The sequence below is a fragment of the Paenibacillus sp. GCM10027630 genome (assembly GCF_042676305.1).
GTDB lineage: Bacteria > Bacillota > Bacilli > Paenibacillales > NBRC-103111 > Paenibacillus_S.
The window spans coordinates 75,750-93,205 of record NZ_JBHTGY010000030.1; the positions used below are offsets into that span (position 1 = coordinate 75,750).

The 17,456-nt window shown below is 46.3% G+C and carries 13 protein-coding genes and 3 riboswitches; of the genes, 1 reads left to right on the forward strand and 12 read right to left on the reverse strand.

The genetic code is table 11. From position 1 onward, the window contains the following. Positions 1 to 29: 29 nt before the first annotated feature. Positions 30 to 1,133 (reverse strand): glycine cleavage system aminomethyltransferase GcvT, encoded by a 1,104-nt coding sequence (gene gcvT / locus ACFQ0C_RS13600; RefSeq protein ID WP_379367588.1) that lies wholly within the window; start codon positions 1,131 to 1,133, stop codon positions 30 to 32. Between the two features lie 105 nt (positions 1,134 to 1,238). Then, a riboswitch (glycine riboswitch) is annotated at positions 1,239 to 1,345 on the reverse strand. A gap of 3 nt (positions 1,346 to 1,348) precedes the next feature. Further along, a riboswitch (glycine riboswitch) is annotated at positions 1,349 to 1,443 on the reverse strand. A gap of 222 nt (positions 1,444 to 1,665) precedes the next feature. Between gcvT and gcvH the strand changes: the two genes are divergently transcribed. Continuing rightward, the gene (gene gcvH / locus ACFQ0C_RS13605; RefSeq protein WP_379367590.1) at positions 1,666 to 2,064 is read left to right on the forward strand and encodes a glycine cleavage system protein GcvH; all 399 of its coding nucleotides are present in this window, start codon (positions 1,666 to 1,668) and stop codon (positions 2,062 to 2,064) included. Between the two features lie 233 nt (positions 2,065 to 2,297). On the opposite strand, the gene ACFQ0C_RS13610 is transcribed toward gcvH, so the two are convergent. The 11 genes from ACFQ0C_RS13610 to ACFQ0C_RS13660 form a co-directional block, all read right to left on the reverse strand. Beyond that, complete coding sequence (locus tag ACFQ0C_RS13610; RefSeq protein ID WP_379367592.1) at positions 2,298 to 3,242, reverse strand: DMT family transporter; 945 nt, start codon at positions 3,240 to 3,242, stop codon at positions 2,298 to 2,300. Between the two features lie 178 nt (positions 3,243 to 3,420). Then, positions 3,421 to 3,572, reverse strand: a riboswitch (FMN riboswitch). A 77-nt stretch (positions 3,573 to 3,649) separates the two neighbouring features. After that, positions 3,650 to 4,615, reverse strand: a complete 966-nt coding sequence (locus ACFQ0C_RS13615; RefSeq protein ID WP_379367594.1) for an AraC family transcriptional regulator — start codon at positions 4,613 to 4,615, stop codon at positions 3,650 to 3,652. Positions 4,616 to 4,726: 111 nt separating this feature from the next. Then, positions 4,727 to 5,746, reverse strand: coding sequence for a Gfo/Idh/MocA family protein (locus ACFQ0C_RS13620; protein ID WP_379367596.1), 1,020 nt, complete (start codon positions 5,744 to 5,746; stop codon positions 4,727 to 4,729). Between the two features lie 25 nt (positions 5,747 to 5,771). Beyond that, positions 5,772 to 6,854 (reverse strand): Gfo/Idh/MocA family protein, encoded by a 1,083-nt coding sequence (locus ACFQ0C_RS13625; protein ID WP_258218224.1) that lies wholly within the window; start codon positions 6,852 to 6,854, stop codon positions 5,772 to 5,774. 269 nt (positions 6,855 to 7,123) lie between these two features. After that, the gene (locus ACFQ0C_RS13630) at positions 7,124 to 7,603 is read right to left on the reverse strand and encodes a hypothetical protein (protein ID WP_258218223.1); all 480 of its coding nucleotides are present in this window, start codon (positions 7,601 to 7,603) and stop codon (positions 7,124 to 7,126) included. A gap of 250 nt (positions 7,604 to 7,853) precedes the next feature. Then, the gene (locus ACFQ0C_RS13635; protein ID WP_379367599.1) at positions 7,854 to 9,035 is read right to left on the reverse strand and encodes an aminotransferase class I/II-fold pyridoxal phosphate-dependent enzyme; all 1,182 of its coding nucleotides are present in this window, start codon (positions 9,033 to 9,035) and stop codon (positions 7,854 to 7,856) included. A gap of 57 nt (positions 9,036 to 9,092) precedes the next feature. Beyond that, positions 9,093 to 10,163 (reverse strand): site-2 protease family protein, encoded by a 1,071-nt coding sequence (locus tag ACFQ0C_RS13640; protein ID WP_379367642.1) that lies wholly within the window; start codon positions 10,161 to 10,163, stop codon positions 9,093 to 9,095. Between the two features lie 25 nt (positions 10,164 to 10,188). Beyond that, positions 10,189 to 10,560, reverse strand: a complete 372-nt coding sequence (locus tag ACFQ0C_RS13645; protein WP_379367601.1) for an arsenate reductase family protein — start codon at positions 10,558 to 10,560, stop codon at positions 10,189 to 10,191. A gap of 881 nt (positions 10,561 to 11,441) precedes the next feature. Further along, the gene (locus tag ACFQ0C_RS13650; protein WP_379367603.1) at positions 11,442 to 14,057 is read right to left on the reverse strand and encodes an alpha-mannosidase; all 2,616 of its coding nucleotides are present in this window, start codon (positions 14,055 to 14,057) and stop codon (positions 11,442 to 11,444) included. Positions 14,058 to 14,096: 39 nt separating this feature from the next. Continuing rightward, positions 14,097 to 15,140 carry a hypothetical protein gene (locus ACFQ0C_RS13655; protein ID WP_379367605.1) on the reverse strand — a complete coding sequence of 348 codons (1,044 nt, stop codon included), beginning with the start codon at positions 15,138 to 15,140 and terminating at the stop codon, positions 14,097 to 14,099. 16 nt (positions 15,141 to 15,156) lie between these two features. Further along, a complete protein-coding gene (locus tag ACFQ0C_RS13660) occupies positions 15,157 to 17,442 on the reverse strand; it encodes a helix-turn-helix domain-containing protein (protein ID WP_379367607.1) in 2,286 nt (761 codons plus the stop codon). Between the last annotated feature and the right edge of the window lie 14 nt (positions 17,443 to 17,456).

A 17,456-nucleotide genomic window follows, 5' to 3' on the forward strand; every position in this document is an offset into this window, starting at 1 on the left:
ATGATGATGTGAATTTCCTCTTCCGCTTTCTATCTCATTTCACGTTTATAAAAAGGCGCCTTCACAACAACAGCCTTAAGCTGCTTCTCGCGAATTTCTACCCAAACTTCAGTTCCAAGCTTACTGTACTCGGTATCTATCAAAGCCAATCCCAGATTCTGCTTTAAAGTCGGAGACTGGGTACCGGTTGTTACCTCACCTATCAGCTTGCCATCCGCATAAACCGGATAATGGCTGCGTGGGATTCCTCTGTCTATCATTTCGATGCCTACAAGCTTGCGGGGAACACCATCTTCTTTTTGCTTAACTAAGGCTGCCCGACCTATAAAATCACCTTTGTCCAGCTTAACAAAAAATCCGAGTGATGCTTCAAGCGGGCTGATTCCTGCTGATAACTCCTGTCCATAGAGCGGCAGCTTAGCTTCGAACCGCAGTGTATCTCTCGCCCCAAGTCCAGCAGCCATCAAGCCCTGCTCCTCGCCTGCTTCCATTATCTGTTCCCATAGAGCCTGCGCATCACTGCTATTAATATAGAGCTCAAATCCATCTTCTCCCGTGTATCCGGTTCTCGACACCAAGGCTTTGACCCCACCAACCACCGTATCTGAAAAGAAAGAAAAGCCTTTAAGCTCTTTTAACGGTGCAGATGTTAGCTTGCCCAATATTTTCTCTGCAGCCGGACCTTGAATCGCCAACAATGCAGTTTGCTCCGATATATTGTCTAAGGTGACATCTCCGGTTAGCTGCTGCTGCATCCACTCTACATCCTTCTCGATATTCGAAGCATTGATAACCAGCATAAACCGCTCCTGAGACAGTCGATACACTAGCAGATCATCCACAACTCCGCCATTCTCATAGCACATCAGACTATATTGCGCCTGTCCGTCCATAAGCTTCGACACATCGTTGACGGTCAAGTTTTGTAAATACGTCAGTGCATCCCGGCCTGTTACCATGACTTCTCCCATATGGGAAACATCAAACAAGCCCGCGCGCTGGCGAACGGCTTCGTGTTCCTTCTGAATACCGTAAAATTGCACTGGCAGCTCCCAGCCCCCGAAATCGATTACTCTTGGTGCCCCATACTGTTTATAGATTGGAAAAAGCGGCGTTCGTTTCAATCCGGACATAAGCTCACCTCAATTTTAGTTTGTTTGCTCATTTTTAGACAAAACAAAAGAGGACAGAGTGAAAAGCAGAAGCCCATTGTTCATGAACGACCGTTCTGCTTCTCACTCTGTCCCTTGTACCTGAGAGTTACCTAATAAGCTTCCCCTATAATCCGGAAAAAAATTAGTTTCACCTTGGGCGCCCCTTAACTTTCACCGGGATCTCTCCAGAGCTGCGTCCTGCAAAAGTCCTTTTGCCTGAGAGATTCACCCTTCCGGGTTTACTCCTTCGGCGTTACCGTCAAGCGGTAATCTCTCCCTTTGCCCTCATCCGCTTATTTCATTATATACTCATTATTACTCTATCGTTAGCCTCATTGTCAACATCATTTTCCGATAATATACATTTTTTTGTTACATATATTGACATGGAAGGCATTGATGATTAATCTACAGAGAATAGGACTTTGCTCAATGTGTTCCGTTTTATTTCCACTCTGTCTGTTAATGCTTTATAGGGAGAACAACAATATGTTGAAGGTGAGGATTGATTATGTCAGAGGTTAAGGATCAATTATTGTACAGCAAGGAACATGAATGGGCAGAGGTCATTGGAGATCGTACCATTCGGATCGGAATAAGCGATTTTGCACAACATCAGCTTGGAGATATTGTTTTTCTTGAACTTCCCGAGATTGGCGCACAAGTAAATGCAGCCGACAGTCTCGGAAGCATTGAATCTGTAAAAACAGTATCCGACCTGTACTCCCCAGTAAAAGGAACGGTAACCAAGGTAAATTCCGCTCTGATCGATCAGCCTGAACTGGTGAATGAAGAGCCTTATGAAGGCGGCTGGATGGTCGAGATCGAAATTGAACAATCAGCGGAAGAAGCATTAGCAAACCTGCTAAGCGCTGAGCAGTACAAGGAATTTACAGCGGATCAGGAGTAGCCGCTCTTAAAAGCAGCTATTGAAAAGAGGCCGTGCGGCAGCACGGCCTCTTTCAACATATTTTGCACATGCGGTACGATCGACCGGCATGCAACACCGCAACATTCCCCCGGGATTTGTACATGCTTCTTAGTGTGAAGTCTTTTTGCTTCTCTAACTTGTAATTGTAACTTGTAACTTGTAATTTGTAACTTGTCTTGTAACTTCTTGCCTTGTAACTTGTAACTTGTAGATCAGCGCTGCCTTGACAGATTGAATAACATGAACCAGATAAGCAGGAAACCTATGATTTGCACAAAAGTCACGGTTTGTTGAAAAACAAGCCAATTAATTAATACCCCTACTGCAGGAAACAGCAGCTCGGCGAGTGTAGCAAAGGACGCTTTGGTCCCTGACAATCCACGGTAGTACAGCAGTAAACTAAGCAGTCCGGGAAGAGCGGCTTGGAGGAGCAGATTGCCGGATAAAGCAAACCAATCCGTTGCACCGACTGGCAATTGCAGCTTATCGCCTTCCAACCAGGTTGTTGCAAATAGTAGTGGAAGTGCGCAAGTAAATCTGAGTGCCGTGACTGTTTCGAACTGCATTTTATTTAGCAATACACGCCCCATTACGGTCGATCCACCCCATAAAGCAGCTGCCCCTATAGACAGCAGCCCGCTTGCCGCAGCAAATTCGGACATACTTCCGACCGGAGCCGCGAAGCCGAATGTAAGCAGGTAAGTACCGCCAAGCGCCATTAGCAGCAGTAAAGGAAATAAGGCCGGAAGCCTTTCTTTCAATATCAACCTTGCCATAATTATTGCAAATAAAGGCTGCAGCTTCTGAAGCAGCAGTACTGCATTGGGGTTCCCATAAGCAAATGCTGAGGTAAACATGATGGTAGCAATTGCTGAACCGCCCCAGGAAATAAACAATAGAGCAAGCACATGACGAATTGCCAACCCTCGTAACTCCTTGCGGTGCAGCCATAGAATCGGCACTGCATACACAAGCAGCAGCAGATGTTCGAACAATACGATCTGGGAAGAGGTTAAATGCTTTAGCAGCAGAATACGAAACAGGGGATCAATCCCCCAGAGCGCAGCACCGAGCGCCACGTACCATATTCCGCTCCTCGTACTGATGCCAGTACGCTCAAGCTGTCCAGACGGATGAATCAAAATACTTTTTTCCATTTTCAATAACCTCCTACAAATTTGCGAAGAAGCCTGCTTTTTAAGCCATTTCTTCGTTTTTTTGAATAGGACGTTTCGAAAGAAGACACCCCGCTATCAGATTCGATAACGGGGCGCACATAAAGAGACTTGGAGCCAAGTCGTTTTTTTACAAAACGTTCCTGGTACCATGCCTGCTTTTGACCTTCTCCCATCCGGACTATACCGTCGGCTTTGGAGTTACACCAAATCAGTCGCTAACTACCACATAGGCAATCAACGAGTCGCGGGCTTAGGTTCGGAAGAACCATCACCGCCGGTCGGGAATTTCACCCTGCCCCGAAGGTCCGTATTCAATTAGATTGCATTTTACCACAGGACTCTGTGCACAACAAGATCTGTTTTGCAATTTATTTCGTCAGGCCGACCTAATTACGCACATGCTGCATCCGATACTGAGCCGGAGTCATCCCAAACTTCCTTTTGAATACATAGTGCAAATAGTTAGCGCTTGAGAAGCCGTTCTTAAAGGCAATCTGATCAATTGTCAAATCATTTTTGCTCAGCTCATTGCAAATATGTGACAAGCGCACCTGCTCGATATACTCACTGAATGTACCACCCGTATGGTCACGGAAAATGCGCTGCAATTGACGCGGACTGATCTGCACACGTTCGGCTATAGTGTCCAATGTCAACGGCTCCATATAGTTATCCTTAATGAACTGCTCCACCAGCTTGTAGCGGTAATGCTTCATATCCCGAGAGGGCAGGTCCGGTTGAGGAACTGAAGCATAAGCTCTAGTCGTGCGCAGCAATATTTGAATAATCGATTGCTTAATAACAGTAAATAAGCCCGGCTGATTCTCATACCACGCGCGGTAAGCGGTCAAAAAGCATTCCATCGCCCGATACTGGTCCATGGCAGGCTTCAAGGGCAGCTGCTGCAGCTGCTGTACGCATGCATGCGCCTCAGCAATTTCCCATTTGCTTACCCAATTGGACATACCCGACTCCTGCTCGCCTCCATTGTCATGCAGCTTCACAATATCAATGTGCAAGCAAAGCTCATCCATAGCTTCATTGGCATCCGCTTCCTGATAATGGATCACATTAGGCCCGGTAAGGTACAGCATGCCTTCCTGCAGCGCGTAAGGGGTATCGCCTAGAATGACTTTTCCTTTTCCACGTGGGATGAAATGAAACTCAAACTCAGAATGCTTATGAAAGGAAACCGTTCGTCCCGGAGCAAAGCTTGTATGGTGATATCTGAGCATACGAATACCGTAATTGCCCCAACGGAACTCAACATCAAGTCGGTCAAGGGCATAAGGCTGGTCCAGCATTAATTCAAAAGTATAAGGCTTGGGAGTGGCGCGGCCATGATTGTCCATAGGTTGAGCACCTCCTGTTATAGCTCATATAAAATGGAAAAAGCCGCCTGTTAACCCGCAATAATAGCAAGGTCTACAAGACAGCATCCCCATCTTCTTATTGTTGCATAACTATTCCGCTAAGTCGCTTAGTTTGAACGCTGCTCCCGATTGAGCCGACGCATTCGAAGCTTCCATTAATCGGGTCAAATCCAACGCATATTGGATATTTTCAGACGCAACCGTCCCATTCTGAATATGGGCGACCCACTGGTGGAATGCAGACTCACGCTCTTCCGGCAGCTCCTGAGCCTGCCACTCTCTATTCGCATCCTCGCCAAACTTGGAGCTACGGACCAGCAGCTTGTTATCATGGGTCGAGTAGAGCAAGCTTCCTTCGGTTCCATGCACTTCAATAACAAAAGGAGAAAAAGGATTTACAAATCCGGCTTCAATAACAGCCAAGGCACCGTTCGAATAACGAAGGACCGATATAGCGTTATCCTCGACTTCTTTACCAGTCACATAGCCGTAATTCGCTGTTACACTCTCCGGAAGGCCCAAGAACAAACGTGCCAAATACATAGGATGGCAGCCCAAATCGATCATTGCTCCGCCGCCGCATTGCTCTTTGTTGTAGAAATGGGTTGGCAGCCATCCCTCTGGCCCTCGTTCCGAAGGAAGAGCGCCATTATGAGATAGACGGGTACGAACTAATGTCAGCTCACCCATCAAACCCTTGCTAATTATATCCTGTATGGCCAATGTGTAATTAAAGTTTAACCGGGGCAGCGAAACCGTCAGCTTAACTCCCGCCGCTTCAACAGCTGCGATGATTTCATTGCATTCTTTAATTGTTGTCGCGACAACTTTTTCAGTGAAAATATGTTTACCTGCTTTGGCCGCAGCTATAATGACATCCCTATGAATATTAGTTGGCGTATCTACAATAACCGCATCAATATCAGATTGCGCAAGCAGCTCGTTCAAATTTTCATAAAACGGGATGCCACGTGCTTCCGATTCCTTACGGCCTCGTTCAGGAAGTTCGTCCCACAGGGCAACAATCTCTGTATCCGGATGTTCAATTGCCTGACGGGCGTAATCCTTGGCATGAACATGCCAAAAGCTCAGCATCGCAACTCTAATCATAAGTTTGGTTCCTCCGCTTTCTGCTTTAATCGAAGTAAACGGCTTTGCCGGTCTTCGCAGATTCATAAATCGCTTCAAGAATTTCTGATACAACGCAAGCTTGCTCCGGAGTTACGATAGGCTGCTTATCGTTCAATACTGCATCGATCCAAAGGCGAATTTCCGTATCCTGCATGTTTTCTTGTTTTCCATCATAGAAATCGACGCCTTTAGCATCCAACTGGACTTGATTTTTATATAAACGGCTGTGCTTTTCACCATTGATCCGCAAGCCTTCCTCCATATCGGCTCCGCCCTCGGTACCGCTCAGCGTACACTTTGCTTCCTTCACATCCAACGTATTCAAAGCCCAGCTAGACTCCAAAATAATGGTAGCCCCATTTTTCATAGTGATCATGCCAAAAGCTGAATCCTCTACAGTGAATTTCTTCGGATCCCAAGAGCCCCATGCATTGGCAGCGTTTTCTTTCTGCGACAGCTTATGAAAAGTTGTTCCAAGAACAGCCTTCGGTTCATAATTATTCATTACCCACAGAGTCAAATCAAGCGCATGTGTACCGATATCGATAAGCGGACCACCGCCTTGCTTCTCCTCATCCAAAAACACACCCCAAGTCGGGACTGCACGACGGCGAATCGCATGAGCTTTGGCAAAATAAATTTCGCCCAAGTCGCCTTCCTCGCAAACCTTTTTCAAGTATTGGCTGTCGGAACGGAAACGGTTATTGTAACCAACGGTCAGCTTCTTACCCGTTCTTTTTGCGGCTTCTACCATACGGCGTGCGTCTGCAGCTGTCTTGGCCATCGGCTTTTCGCACATAACATGCTTGTCTGCTTCCAAAGCTGCAATGGAGATCTCAGCATGGGAATCATTCGGGGTACACACATGTACGATATCGATAGAGCTGTCGTTTAATAGCTCTTCATAGCTTTCGTAGACCTTAGCTCCAGCGACACCGTATTTCTCAGCAGCCTGTTGAGCCTTCTCCACGATAATATCACAAAAAGCGACAATCTCAACATGATCGAGCTTAGACAGAGCAGGCAAATGTTTGCCGTTCGCAATGCCCCCACACCCGATTATCGCTACTTTTACTTTAACCGACATAAGATAATTCCTCCTATAAAATAATGACTTGGATTTATCTTAGCATGTTTTCCCAGAACTTTGAATTGCAATTTGATGACAGAAAGAAGTGCAATTTTGTGACATCTGGATTAAATGAGGAGCAGCAAAATTTATTGACGCGCAGGAGGGATGGATGTGAGCATTAGCGGAAATAATCATTCCGCTACGGCATGAAAAGCACACAAAATAGAGAGATAACGAAGCACCTGCTTCCGTTATCTCTCTGTTTTGTGTTCATTGTGCCCCTATTACCGTGTACCTCCAAACAGCCTGCGCAGCACTCGGTACGCCATATAAATAATAACAGCCCAAAACAATAGGCCTATCAGCGAAAAACCCCCACCCATACCTGCTCCTCCAAAACCGCCAAAGCCGAATGGATTCAATATGCTGCCGAGCAATGTACCTGCGGCCAATCCTCCGAAAAAGCTCCCGAACCTCCCTGTAGAAGTGCCAGGCGCTCGATTGGCTGGCTCATTGACTCCAGGCGTACGTGTGGTTTGACCCGTGTTGCTTCCGGGAGTAGCCCCACTGCGGGTACCGCCGGTGTATCCGCCTGCCGGTGAGCGGTAGCTTCCCCTTCCCGATCGGTATGCTTTTGACTCAATGTAGTTCTCTTCTTCTACGTTAACTGACGGTGCTGAGGCAGCTACATTCAATTGCATTATCGGAGCTTGAATTAAAAGATAGAGTCCTAGAAATATACTCGCTATCACTTTTTTTCGCATACGAAATCCTCCAATCCTTGCTATGGAATCAGAGGTAGTATTTACTATTTCAGCAGCATTATTCAAAGGATTGTTAAACCGCCCCATGCTCGTTTCAGATCATCTTACCCGGTTCAACAAAAAATTCCCCACAAAGTAGGGTCTTGCTTCGAAGTTGATTCAGATACTTTGCGGGGAGCCCCGGAACATATAAATCCTATAAACGTAAAGAAATCCGTCCCAACTCAGGACGGATTTCTTTCATTGCTTACTATTGTGAATTTGCTGTCTGGAGAAACACGGCTATGCGCCGCACCGCTTCACGCAGCACGTCCTCCTCTTGAACCAGCGCTATACGCACATAACCTTCGCCTTCTTGACCGAAAGCATCACCAGGGATTACCACAACTCCTGCTTTATACAAAATTTCCCGGGAAATTTGTCGAGATGTCCAACCTTCAGGGATAGGTGCCCAAATGAACATCGTAGCTTTCGGCCGAGGAATAGACCATCCTGCCGCTGCAAGACCTTCAATTACAATATCACGTCTGAGCTCGTACAGCCCGGATACGGATTCACCCTTCTCCATATCTTCCTCTAATGCGGCAATACCCGCCTCCTGCACTGCCAAAAAGACGCCATAATCAATATTAGACTTTAATACGCGCAGCGCTTTTACAACATCCGGCTGTCCGACCATGAAGGCTATCCGGCAGCCAGCCATGTTAAAGCTCTTCGACAAGGAATGAAATTCGACAGCAACCTCTTTAGCGCCATCGACCTCCAAAATGCTCATAGGACGAAAACCGTCAAATGCCATTTCAGAATAAGCCAAGTCGTGTACGATCAATAGATCATACTTTCTGGCATAGCTCACCAATGCTTCAAAAAACTCATAGGAAGCTACAGCCGATAACGGGTTGCTTGGATAATTCAATAAAATAAATTTGGCTTCTTGTGCAATTTGCTGAGGTATGGCTTCCAGCTTAGGCAAAAAGTCGTTTTCTTCTCTTAACGGTATGAAATAAGGGGTTACTCCGGCTAGAACCAAGCTCGCTCCATAGATGGGATAGCCGGGATCCGGAACCATCACCGTGTCTCCCGGATCGGTAATAGCCATAGCCAGATGAGCCAGTCCGTCCTGGGAGCCCATGAGCGTAACAATTTCATGCTCCGGATCAAGCATTACTTGAAACCGATGCTGGTACCAACGCGCAACTGCGTTACGAAAAGCCGGGCTGCCTTCCGAGGTGGGGTAGCCATACACTTGAGGCTTGCGAACAGCCTGTTCCATTTCTTGCATGACCCGCTCAGAAGGAGGACGGTCAGGGCTGCCTATACCCAGATCGATAACGTCGATTCCTCTGCTGCGCACCTCTTCCTTCCATCCAGCCATTTCAGAAAAAATAGCGGAACCCATTAAGGAGAGCCGCTTGGATTGAAAACGTTCCATAGAATCATAACCTCTTTTAGTTAAAATGAGTGTTGGGATAAATTAATGATGCAGGGTTTATATATTCCCGACCTTATGAACCAGAGACATCATGGCAAACAAAAAGCCCGCAAGTGCAAAATACGCAATTCCATATTTCCATCGTGAAGCATTCGGAACCTCAAAGTATTTGTCATTATCGAAAGGATCGTAGTCCACCTGACAATGTAACATCAGATGCAGTCCGTCTTCCTTTTGTATACGTTCGAGTCTTGTCACATGCACTTTGCGGATTAAAGCTTGCTGCATAAGCGGTATCGTTCCTGTAAAGTCTAAGCCCTCCCAGATAACATATACATACTGCTGCCCTTCAAGATCAGAATACGTGACAAAATCCAGATCCCTTTTATGCTCTTCACCGGGAATTAAATAACCCTGCGCTATTAATGGCTCTGCCGGAATCAAAAAACTTGCAGCCATAGCACGTTTTTCTCCGCCGTTTTTACGATACTTTACATATTTTGTATAGAGATTGTATGCAAACATTACCCAAATGATAAAAAGAATGATGCTGAAATTGTAAATAATTAGAACTAACCCGCCGATTAATCCTACCAGCCATAGCCACCTTGAGACCGCAGTAACAATACGGCCACCATCAAGCGGATGGATCGGAATGAGATTAAACAAATTAATCATAAAACCTGCTAGTGCCAAGCTATACAGCAATGGACTATTGAAATAATAAGCCGCTCCAAACACGGCAAGTGCGCCGACAGTACCTAGAACAGGCCCTCCTATTGCTATATAAGCTTCTGTAACGGCATCTCTCGGATGGCGCTTCATATTAATAAAGGCTCCAAGGAATGGAATAAACATAGGTGCAGATACGGGCAATCCCTTCTGCTTGGCCGCTACAACATGACCTAATTCATGTACCAGTATGAGCAATACAAATCCAATCGAAAAGCTCCATGGAAAAATAATCGCATAAGCACCTATGGAAATCAGCATAGAAAGAAACACGCCGCCGAATTTCCCGAATTTCAAAAGGGTCAACAAAAGCTTGCCCTGAGTAAGGATAAACACCCCTGCCGCACCGATAAACCATAGCGGATTTTTTTTATTCGCTTTTCTTTGCTGCAACAGCGTTCACGCTCCTTCAATTATGGGACTACACGCCCCACACTTGCTCGTACTGTTCTTCTTTATAGCCTACAGTTACTTTGGTTCCATCGGTAACAACCGGACGTTTAATAAGTCGGCCATTCGAGGCCAGCAGTTCAATCTGTTGCTCCTCTGTCATCTGTGAAAGCTTATCCTTCAGCTTCATTTCCTTGTAAACTTCACCCGACGTATTAAACCATTTTTTAATGTCCAGACCGCTATGTTGAATCAATTGCTTAAGCTTTCCGCTGTCCGGAGGATTATCGAAAATATGGATGGTTTCCATCTCCACATCTTTTTGCTTGAGCGATTTCATCGCATTCCTGCAAGTCCCGCATTGGGGGTATTGATAGATAGTCACAGTTCTTTGAGTACTCATACGATCATTCCTGTCTTTGGTTTCTTTTTGTCATCGCATCAAGCGGTATTTCCTTATTATACAAAAAAACAGGGAGATATAAAAATGCATCTTGAATAGCTATGCCTCAAAGCAAAAAGAGGCTGTCCCAAAAAAGTATCAATGAATGAATCAGCCCCAAATTATGATCAAATACGCCTCCAAAACCACTATGGAAGCGGAAATGGAAGCGTCTTTTTTGTAGGGAAATTCCCATCAGAGTGGGGTTCAAAAATCCAAAAATGAGTTCGGCCGCTTTTTGGATGTTGCTTAAGTGATGGGGCAAGAAGCGATGTTCAAAGGCTGCTTTCAATCTAGAGGAGGCCATGATTTGTCGGGGCCGCTGCGGAAAGAAAAGAAATAGATGGAAATCCTCACGCTAATCCAGCGTGGATATCACCTTAAATCAATCTAACTGGAAAAACTAACTCTAATAGAGGGGATATGCTGGATATCAGCTAAAATACGTAGAATTAGCATGAGAAATTCCAGCTATAAGGCTTGGAACGCTATTTTCGGAGTAACTAACTTGACATTTTCCTGATAATTGCACGGAGTGCGCCAGACTGCCATGCAATGCCGTAACCGAACCCCGAACCATGGACCACGAGCCACGAGCCACGAGCCATGAGCCATGAACCACGAACCCGATACCCGATACCCGCGATTAGCACGTGTTGGAAAGCAACCTCATCTTATGCGTCACTGAATACACCAGAATGTGCAAAAGAGCCTTCAACTATTAAAGTGGAATTGAGAGCTCTTTTACAACCATCTATTCAGGATAAAAAGGTGGAGGAGTTGTCTCAAAATGTCTTTTGGGACAGCCCCTTTTAAGCGAGTCCAGTCAGGGCCATAGTTCCTTACAATTCAAGCAGATTTGTCTCCACAATAGGAAGCTCCGCATGATCCGGGATTTTAAAGGTTTTGATTTCGCATCGCCCAAACTGTGCGGTCCATGTCCGACTCAGCATCGGAATGTCCACTGCCGTCTCCGTCTCAATTCCACTTGTCTCGTAGCAGCGCAAAATGTATCCGTCCCCATCCTCAGCCCTTTTGAAAGCGGTGACTACGACTTGCTTCGATGATAAATGGACTCCACAATAGCTGAGCGGCAAACTCCCTTTGTGGTAGGTTTCTACAATATGAACCAGCGGAACGTTAAGCTCATAAGCTTTACGGACAATCCCGGCCTCCTGCCAAAAACCTGCATGAGGGACAAGCGTATAGGCAAACTCCTGCACACCTTGATCCATATATTCACACATATCGTCTCGTTTTCCGTAATGATCTGCGAATATCGCACTCCGCACAAGCGTCATGCGCAAATCATTGCCTTTTACGTCAAAGCTGTATTTGCTATTGTTCAATAAGGATAGTCCATATGTATGATTGTCGGATGAGGCCGCATCCGTGCAGCTTCCATGTACAATCCCCGTTAAATCAACCCATTGCTGGCCCGGCTCCTCTTCTCCATTCACTGGACGTTCCAAATAACCGTAGGGGATTTCATAAGTCGCTTTGGGTTCATCAACACGCACCGGGAATGACAGCTTCAGCATCTTGTGCTTTTCATGCCAATCCAGCTTCACCCTCACTGAAACATCAGCACTGTCCTTATACAGGGTATAATCCTGACGTAACAACGACTGCCCATAGCGGCTTGTTACTCGCAGCGTTGCACGTACTGGACCTGATTCGATCAGCTTCACCTCAGCGTCCGTAAATCGGCCGATCTCATTGCGGAACTCCAGCTTGCCATGCCCCCAAGTGTCACAGTCATGCTCATCGATAACGATCGGTACCGCTCCCCGGCCGTCTATCATTTCAACGCCGCTGCGTTTATCAAACAAGCTTTTCACATACCCGGTATGCGGTTCGATCTCCAATCTGACCCAATCATTTTCAATTGAGGAGGAAGTGACCCTTAACGAATCCGTATGAACCGTTTCAGTAAATGAAGCTGAAGCCGTTGTAACCGGTATTGGGAGGTCAAACGACTTGTGACGGTATATCCAATAGACTCGATAGCCCATTGCCGGGATTTTACCCATAAACAAAGTGTCGTATTTATCCCCGCCATTCGTTTTAGAAGAACGAACAAGTTGGATCTCAACGGGAATGCCCGCTTCATCGGTTATCCCTTTCATCTGCTGTGTCACCGCTACAGGAGCCGTTACTTCCCAGGATAACGGGTTGAATACGACAACCGGAATACCTTGATCGGCTTGCTCCCACAGCGTCCGATCCTTATTTTTATCCAGAGATGAAATTCCCGGACGCATCGTATCGATGGACCATGAAATTTTTTGCATCGCTGCGTTCATGGAGACTGCTCCGATATGGAGCGCATATCCATACGATTCACGTGCATCAGTGTAAGCTTCCCTGATGCTGCAGCCTCCCATAATATCATGGAATTGATTGAACATGACACATTCCCAGGCCATCCTGAATTGCGCCGCGTCGTAGGGAAGATCTAGCAAGCAATGGGCTGCCGCAGACAGCTTCTCCGCTGTCAGCAGCCTATGCTCGGACTTACGGTTACTCGCCTTCGTCTCGGAATGCGTCGAATAGCAGCCGCTGGCATGATGCTGCAGTTCGTCCGCCACCACAGGCAGAGAAGGAGCATATGCCTCCATCCGTTCAAAATAAGCATTAGGCGAGCTCAACACGATGGCTTCCTGTCCTGCCTTCTCTCGTACCGCACGAATTTCCTGTAAATTAGCAATCGTCGGACCGCCGCCATGGTTGCCAACGCCGTAAAAGCACATTTGATCCGTGTGTTGTTCCTCAGCTATCTTATTCACGGCATGTATTTTCGGTTCCGACGTTTCGAATTGGTGAGTGAAGTATCCTTCGGGAATCCGATAGGCCATTACCCGGCTGCCGTCAGCACTCTCCCACCAGAACAGGCTCGCAGGTATACTCTTCTCGTGTTTCTCCGGACGCATGAATACGTAATAATCCATACCGCTCAGCTTCAAAATTTGCGGCAGCATCGCATGGTGGCCGAATGAATCAACGTTATACCCGACCTTGGCGGTCAAACCAAACCGCTGCAGGAAATAACGTTGACCGTAGAGAGAATGCCGGGCGAAGGATTCCCCGGAAGGAATGTTGCAATCGGGCTGAACCCACCAGCCCCCAACAACTACCCAGCGCCCTTCGGCAATTCGCTTTTTTATTTCTGCAAACATGCTCGGGTCATTTTCTTCTATCCATTTATAGCTAGCGGCGCCAGCGCACGTGAATATGAACTCCGGGAACTCGTTCATCCGATCCAGAGCCGAACGGAATGTCGCTTTTGTTTCCGCATAGCCCTCCTGCCATTGCCACAGCCATACCGGATCCAGATGCCCATTGCCAATCATGTGTACGACAGGCTTATAGCCTTCACCCGACAACGGATCAGCAGAAGCAGGCTGCTGGCCATCCTCGTTGTACAGCTGCCGTCGTTGATCATCCATTATTTTCATTGATGCATTTGCTCCTTTTCCTCTTCATGCACAGAACACTTAAATCTCTATAATGCCTATCCATAAATGATTATCTTCATCAGCAAATGTGTAGGTTACTTTACGGCTGTCAGGACTAAACGCAGGATGAGGATGCCCCGGATGACTCCACCACATCGGCTGTTCGCACAGCAGCTTGGAGGATTTATCCTGTAAATCTATCAGCACAATTTTTGTAGGCTGTTCATGTGTATCAGCAACGATCCATCTTCCATCAGGACTTGGAGCAGCGTGCCAATAAGCATAATCACCATTGATAAATTCCGTGCCGTTTCCCCATTTATCCGCATAATAAACACCTGTCGGCTTAAGGGGGCTGGAATTGTATTTAACCAGGTACATCCCTTCCCCATTATTAGCCCACATCTCATGTCCTACATATTCACCATTCGTTCCGTCCTCAAGCATCTGCTGCCTATATATATTGTTCGTCATTCCCGTCTTCATATCGAAAACCCATAATCGGTCTGAAATATGTTCCGTCTTCCCCTCATGTGCATAGAACACGAGATTATCATACACAGGATTAATCATCGCGTGATTTGCTACCTCGTACGGCCTTTCGAACTTGGGCGAACATGCTGAAATCACCTTACCCGAAGCCACATCTACGGCTCCAATCATCCATTGACCATCCTCATGCCAGTATACGCCCATAGTCCTGCCATCATTGGAAACGGATAGCGGTTCGTAAAATCGGTTTTCATGCTCCAGTGTACATACGGTCCATGTATCCAATGTTTTTAGATTAATAGCTTGAATTGCCGATCCATCCAAATAATACAGATTGTCATCAGGAGACACGATGCCTCCTGCCCACTCGCCACTGTTAACCAACACGGTCGATTCACCTGTTTGAGTATCAACCCGAACAAATTGGCATTTCTTATCGCCATCAATTTGCGCGCTTGCAATAAGATGGCGGCTGTCGGACATCCACGTCATAGCCGTGTAATAGAAATGTCCTGTATCGGTCCCCTTCTGCCCGACTGCTTTAATGGCAGTGCCGGTATTGCTATCTCGAAATGAACGTATTTCCATCATAATTGCCAAACCCCTTTCAAGAGGAAATTTCTTTGTCCTTCGCAAGGAATGACTCCCGGAATTGCCCGGGTGTGACACCTTCCATTTTGCGGAAATAACGAATGAAATTTTGCGGCTTGTTGTACATAAGCTTTTCGGATATTTCAGTTACTGTCATATTCGTCTCAATTAGTAATTGCTTGGCAATATGCAAGCGGTACCGCGATAAGTAATCGCCGAAAGCGAAGCCTGTTTCCTTACGGAATACACGACCGACATACTCCGGATGGTAATTCAACCGAGTACCGCATATTTCAAGTGACAAGGGTGTGCCATATTCGCGATGAATGATGTCCAATACCATATCGGAAATTTTCATATACTGGTTATCTCTGCGTTTCTCGATGAACAGGATCATAGGCTTAATCATCGATGATTGAAACCAAATGACAATTTCCTTGGCAGATTTCAGCATGAACAGCTCATTGACCAAGGACTTCTCATTCGGCGAAAGATCATACATATTCCCACCGAGATCCTGATACAAGCGCAGAAGATCAATTAACAGCCGCAGCAGATACAATTGGAATTCCTGGTGGCTAATATTTCTGGCAGTGACTAGCGTCATGAACTCATCCAATAAACGATAAGCCGTCTCTTCGTCCAGCAGCTTGATATGATCGGTAAGCTCCCTGACAATTTGCTGAGGAAATGTCATGGAATCGGCTATAGATGGATCGTACATATCATCAAGAAATAGTATTGATTCGTCTCCGAGACGAATGCCGTAGGCCAACGCCTCTTTAGCTTCTTGGAAAGCACGGGGAGCCTCGATACAATCAGTAAATAAGCGGCTGATACCGATACTGACCGGCAATTTCAAGAAATCCTTGACCGCCGTTTGAATATTCCGCGCCAGCGCATAAATGTCCGCTCTCGATTCATCTGGATATTCGACATTGCTGCCTATGATCATTACCTGAAATTCATTAATGACAACCGGATTCAATCGCATCTGTGCAGGCACCAGCTCACCTGCCATATTGTTGATGGCAAACAGAAGCAAATCCTTATCCAGCTCTGTATACTTGGAGCCTTCAAGTGTGTCGATACGCAAACAAACGACCCGTAGTTCCTTCCATGTATCCAGTTCTCCAGAGCGAGTCCGATCGGTTATTGCATTCGAGCTCACAGCGCCCTGTAGCAATTTGTGTACGAAAAAATCCCGCAGCTGCTGGGTCATTTGAGCTTCATTGCCAAGCAGAACCTTCATCCTTCTCTCAATCCAATATAATTCGTCACTTCTTGCAGACAAGTTCGGCATATCAGGGGATTTCAATACAATCTCGTACAGCTTACGGATGGGAAGATACAGCTTCCGCGAGCCCTGAAGAGACAAGAGCAGGATTAGTGCAAGTAAGCCAAGACAAATAGCTACAGTTACCCAACCTATCGCTCTTGATTCCTTCGTGATATCTTCGATATGAACCTTTGTAACATAAATCCAATCGTTATAATTCGATTTTCGATAAGTAATACTGTAGGGTTCGTTATTGATATCCATTTGAAACTGATTGGCTTCCAGGTTGTCTTGGACGATTCTGGACGTGAACGGATCGTTGGACAGGTTGAGGCCAACCTGCTCCGGATTATCGGCCGCGATTACCTGTTGCTTATTGTCGAGGACATAAAATTGGCCTGGCTCGCTTCTTTGTGGAACCATCTTATTAAGCTCGACACTCGGCAATACTGCGACCAATAACCCAAGAGGCTGAATAGAATTAATAGGAATCTTTTTGACCAGCACCATGTTCCACTTCAAAGCATTGCCTTCCTCAAAAAAAGGTGATTTCAAGGCCGTCCAGAAGGAAGCCTTTCGAACTGCGGCATACTCCATAAAAGAGCTGGAAAGACTATGCTGCGCAAACGTTCTTCTCCCGGCACTATCCAAAATCCAATCTTGATTCAAGTTCGCAAGGTACACCTCTGACAATCCAAATTCATAGGTTTGCAGCCTGTAAATCGACTGGATCAATTCCTCGTACAATAAGTAGTTGTTACTATCCAGCTTTTTATCCATCGCCAAGTTGACGGAAGACGAGCTAATAAATTGCGTCTGGGTATTGTCTACCATCTTCAGCTTCTGTTCGAACCGGAGCCGGGCTTGCTCCACCATCTCGGCATTACTTCTATTAGCCTTCTCCAACAAGAGGGCGGAAGACTTCGCATAGGAAAAATACCCGAGAATAATAACGGGTACAATCCCTATACAGATGCAAAAGAGAACGAGCTTTTTGAAGTAATTGATTCGATGGTTTTTCATGGCGACCTCCAGCC

Excerpts from the sequence above, each read along its gene's own strand:
- ACFQ0C_RS13645 (WP_379367601.1), bottom strand. The coding sequence starts at position 10,560 with ATGAGTACTCAAAGAACTGTGACTATCTATCAATACCCCCAATGCGGG.
- gcvH (WP_379367590.1), top strand. The coding sequence starts at position 1,666 with ATGTCAGAGGTTAAGGATCAATTATTGTACAGCAAGGAACATGAATGG.
- ACFQ0C_RS13650 (WP_379367603.1), bottom strand. The coding sequence starts at position 14,057 with ATGAAAATAATGGATGATCAACGACGGCAGCTGTACAACGAGGATGGC.
- ACFQ0C_RS13660 (WP_379367607.1), bottom strand. The coding sequence starts at position 17,442 with ATGAAAAACCATCGAATCAATTACTTCAAAAAGCTCGTTCTCTTTTGC.
- ACFQ0C_RS13620 (WP_379367596.1), bottom strand. The coding sequence starts at position 5,746 with ATGATTAGAGTTGCGATGCTGAGCTTTTGGCATGTTCATGCCAAGGAT.
- ACFQ0C_RS13615 (WP_379367594.1), bottom strand. The coding sequence starts at position 4,615 with ATGGACAATCATGGCCGCGCCACTCCCAAGCCTTATACTTTTGAATTA.
- gcvT (WP_379367588.1), bottom strand. The coding sequence starts at position 1,133 with ATGTCCGGATTGAAACGAACGCCGCTTTTTCCAATCTATAAACAGTAT.
- ACFQ0C_RS13630 (WP_258218223.1), bottom strand. The coding sequence starts at position 7,603 with ATGCGAAAAAAAGTGATAGCGAGTATATTTCTAGGACTCTATCTTTTA.
- ACFQ0C_RS13635 (WP_379367599.1), bottom strand. The coding sequence starts at position 9,035 with ATGGAACGTTTTCAATCCAAGCGGCTCTCCTTAATGGGTTCCGCTATT.
- ACFQ0C_RS13655 (WP_379367605.1), bottom strand. The coding sequence starts at position 15,140 with ATGATGGAAATACGTTCATTTCGAGATAGCAATACCGGCACTGCCATT.
- ACFQ0C_RS13610 (WP_379367592.1), bottom strand. The coding sequence starts at position 3,242 with ATGGAAAAAAGTATTTTGATTCATCCGTCTGGACAGCTTGAGCGTACT.
- ACFQ0C_RS13625 (WP_258218224.1), bottom strand. The coding sequence starts at position 6,854 with ATGTCGGTTAAAGTAAAAGTAGCGATAATCGGGTGTGGGGGCATTGCG.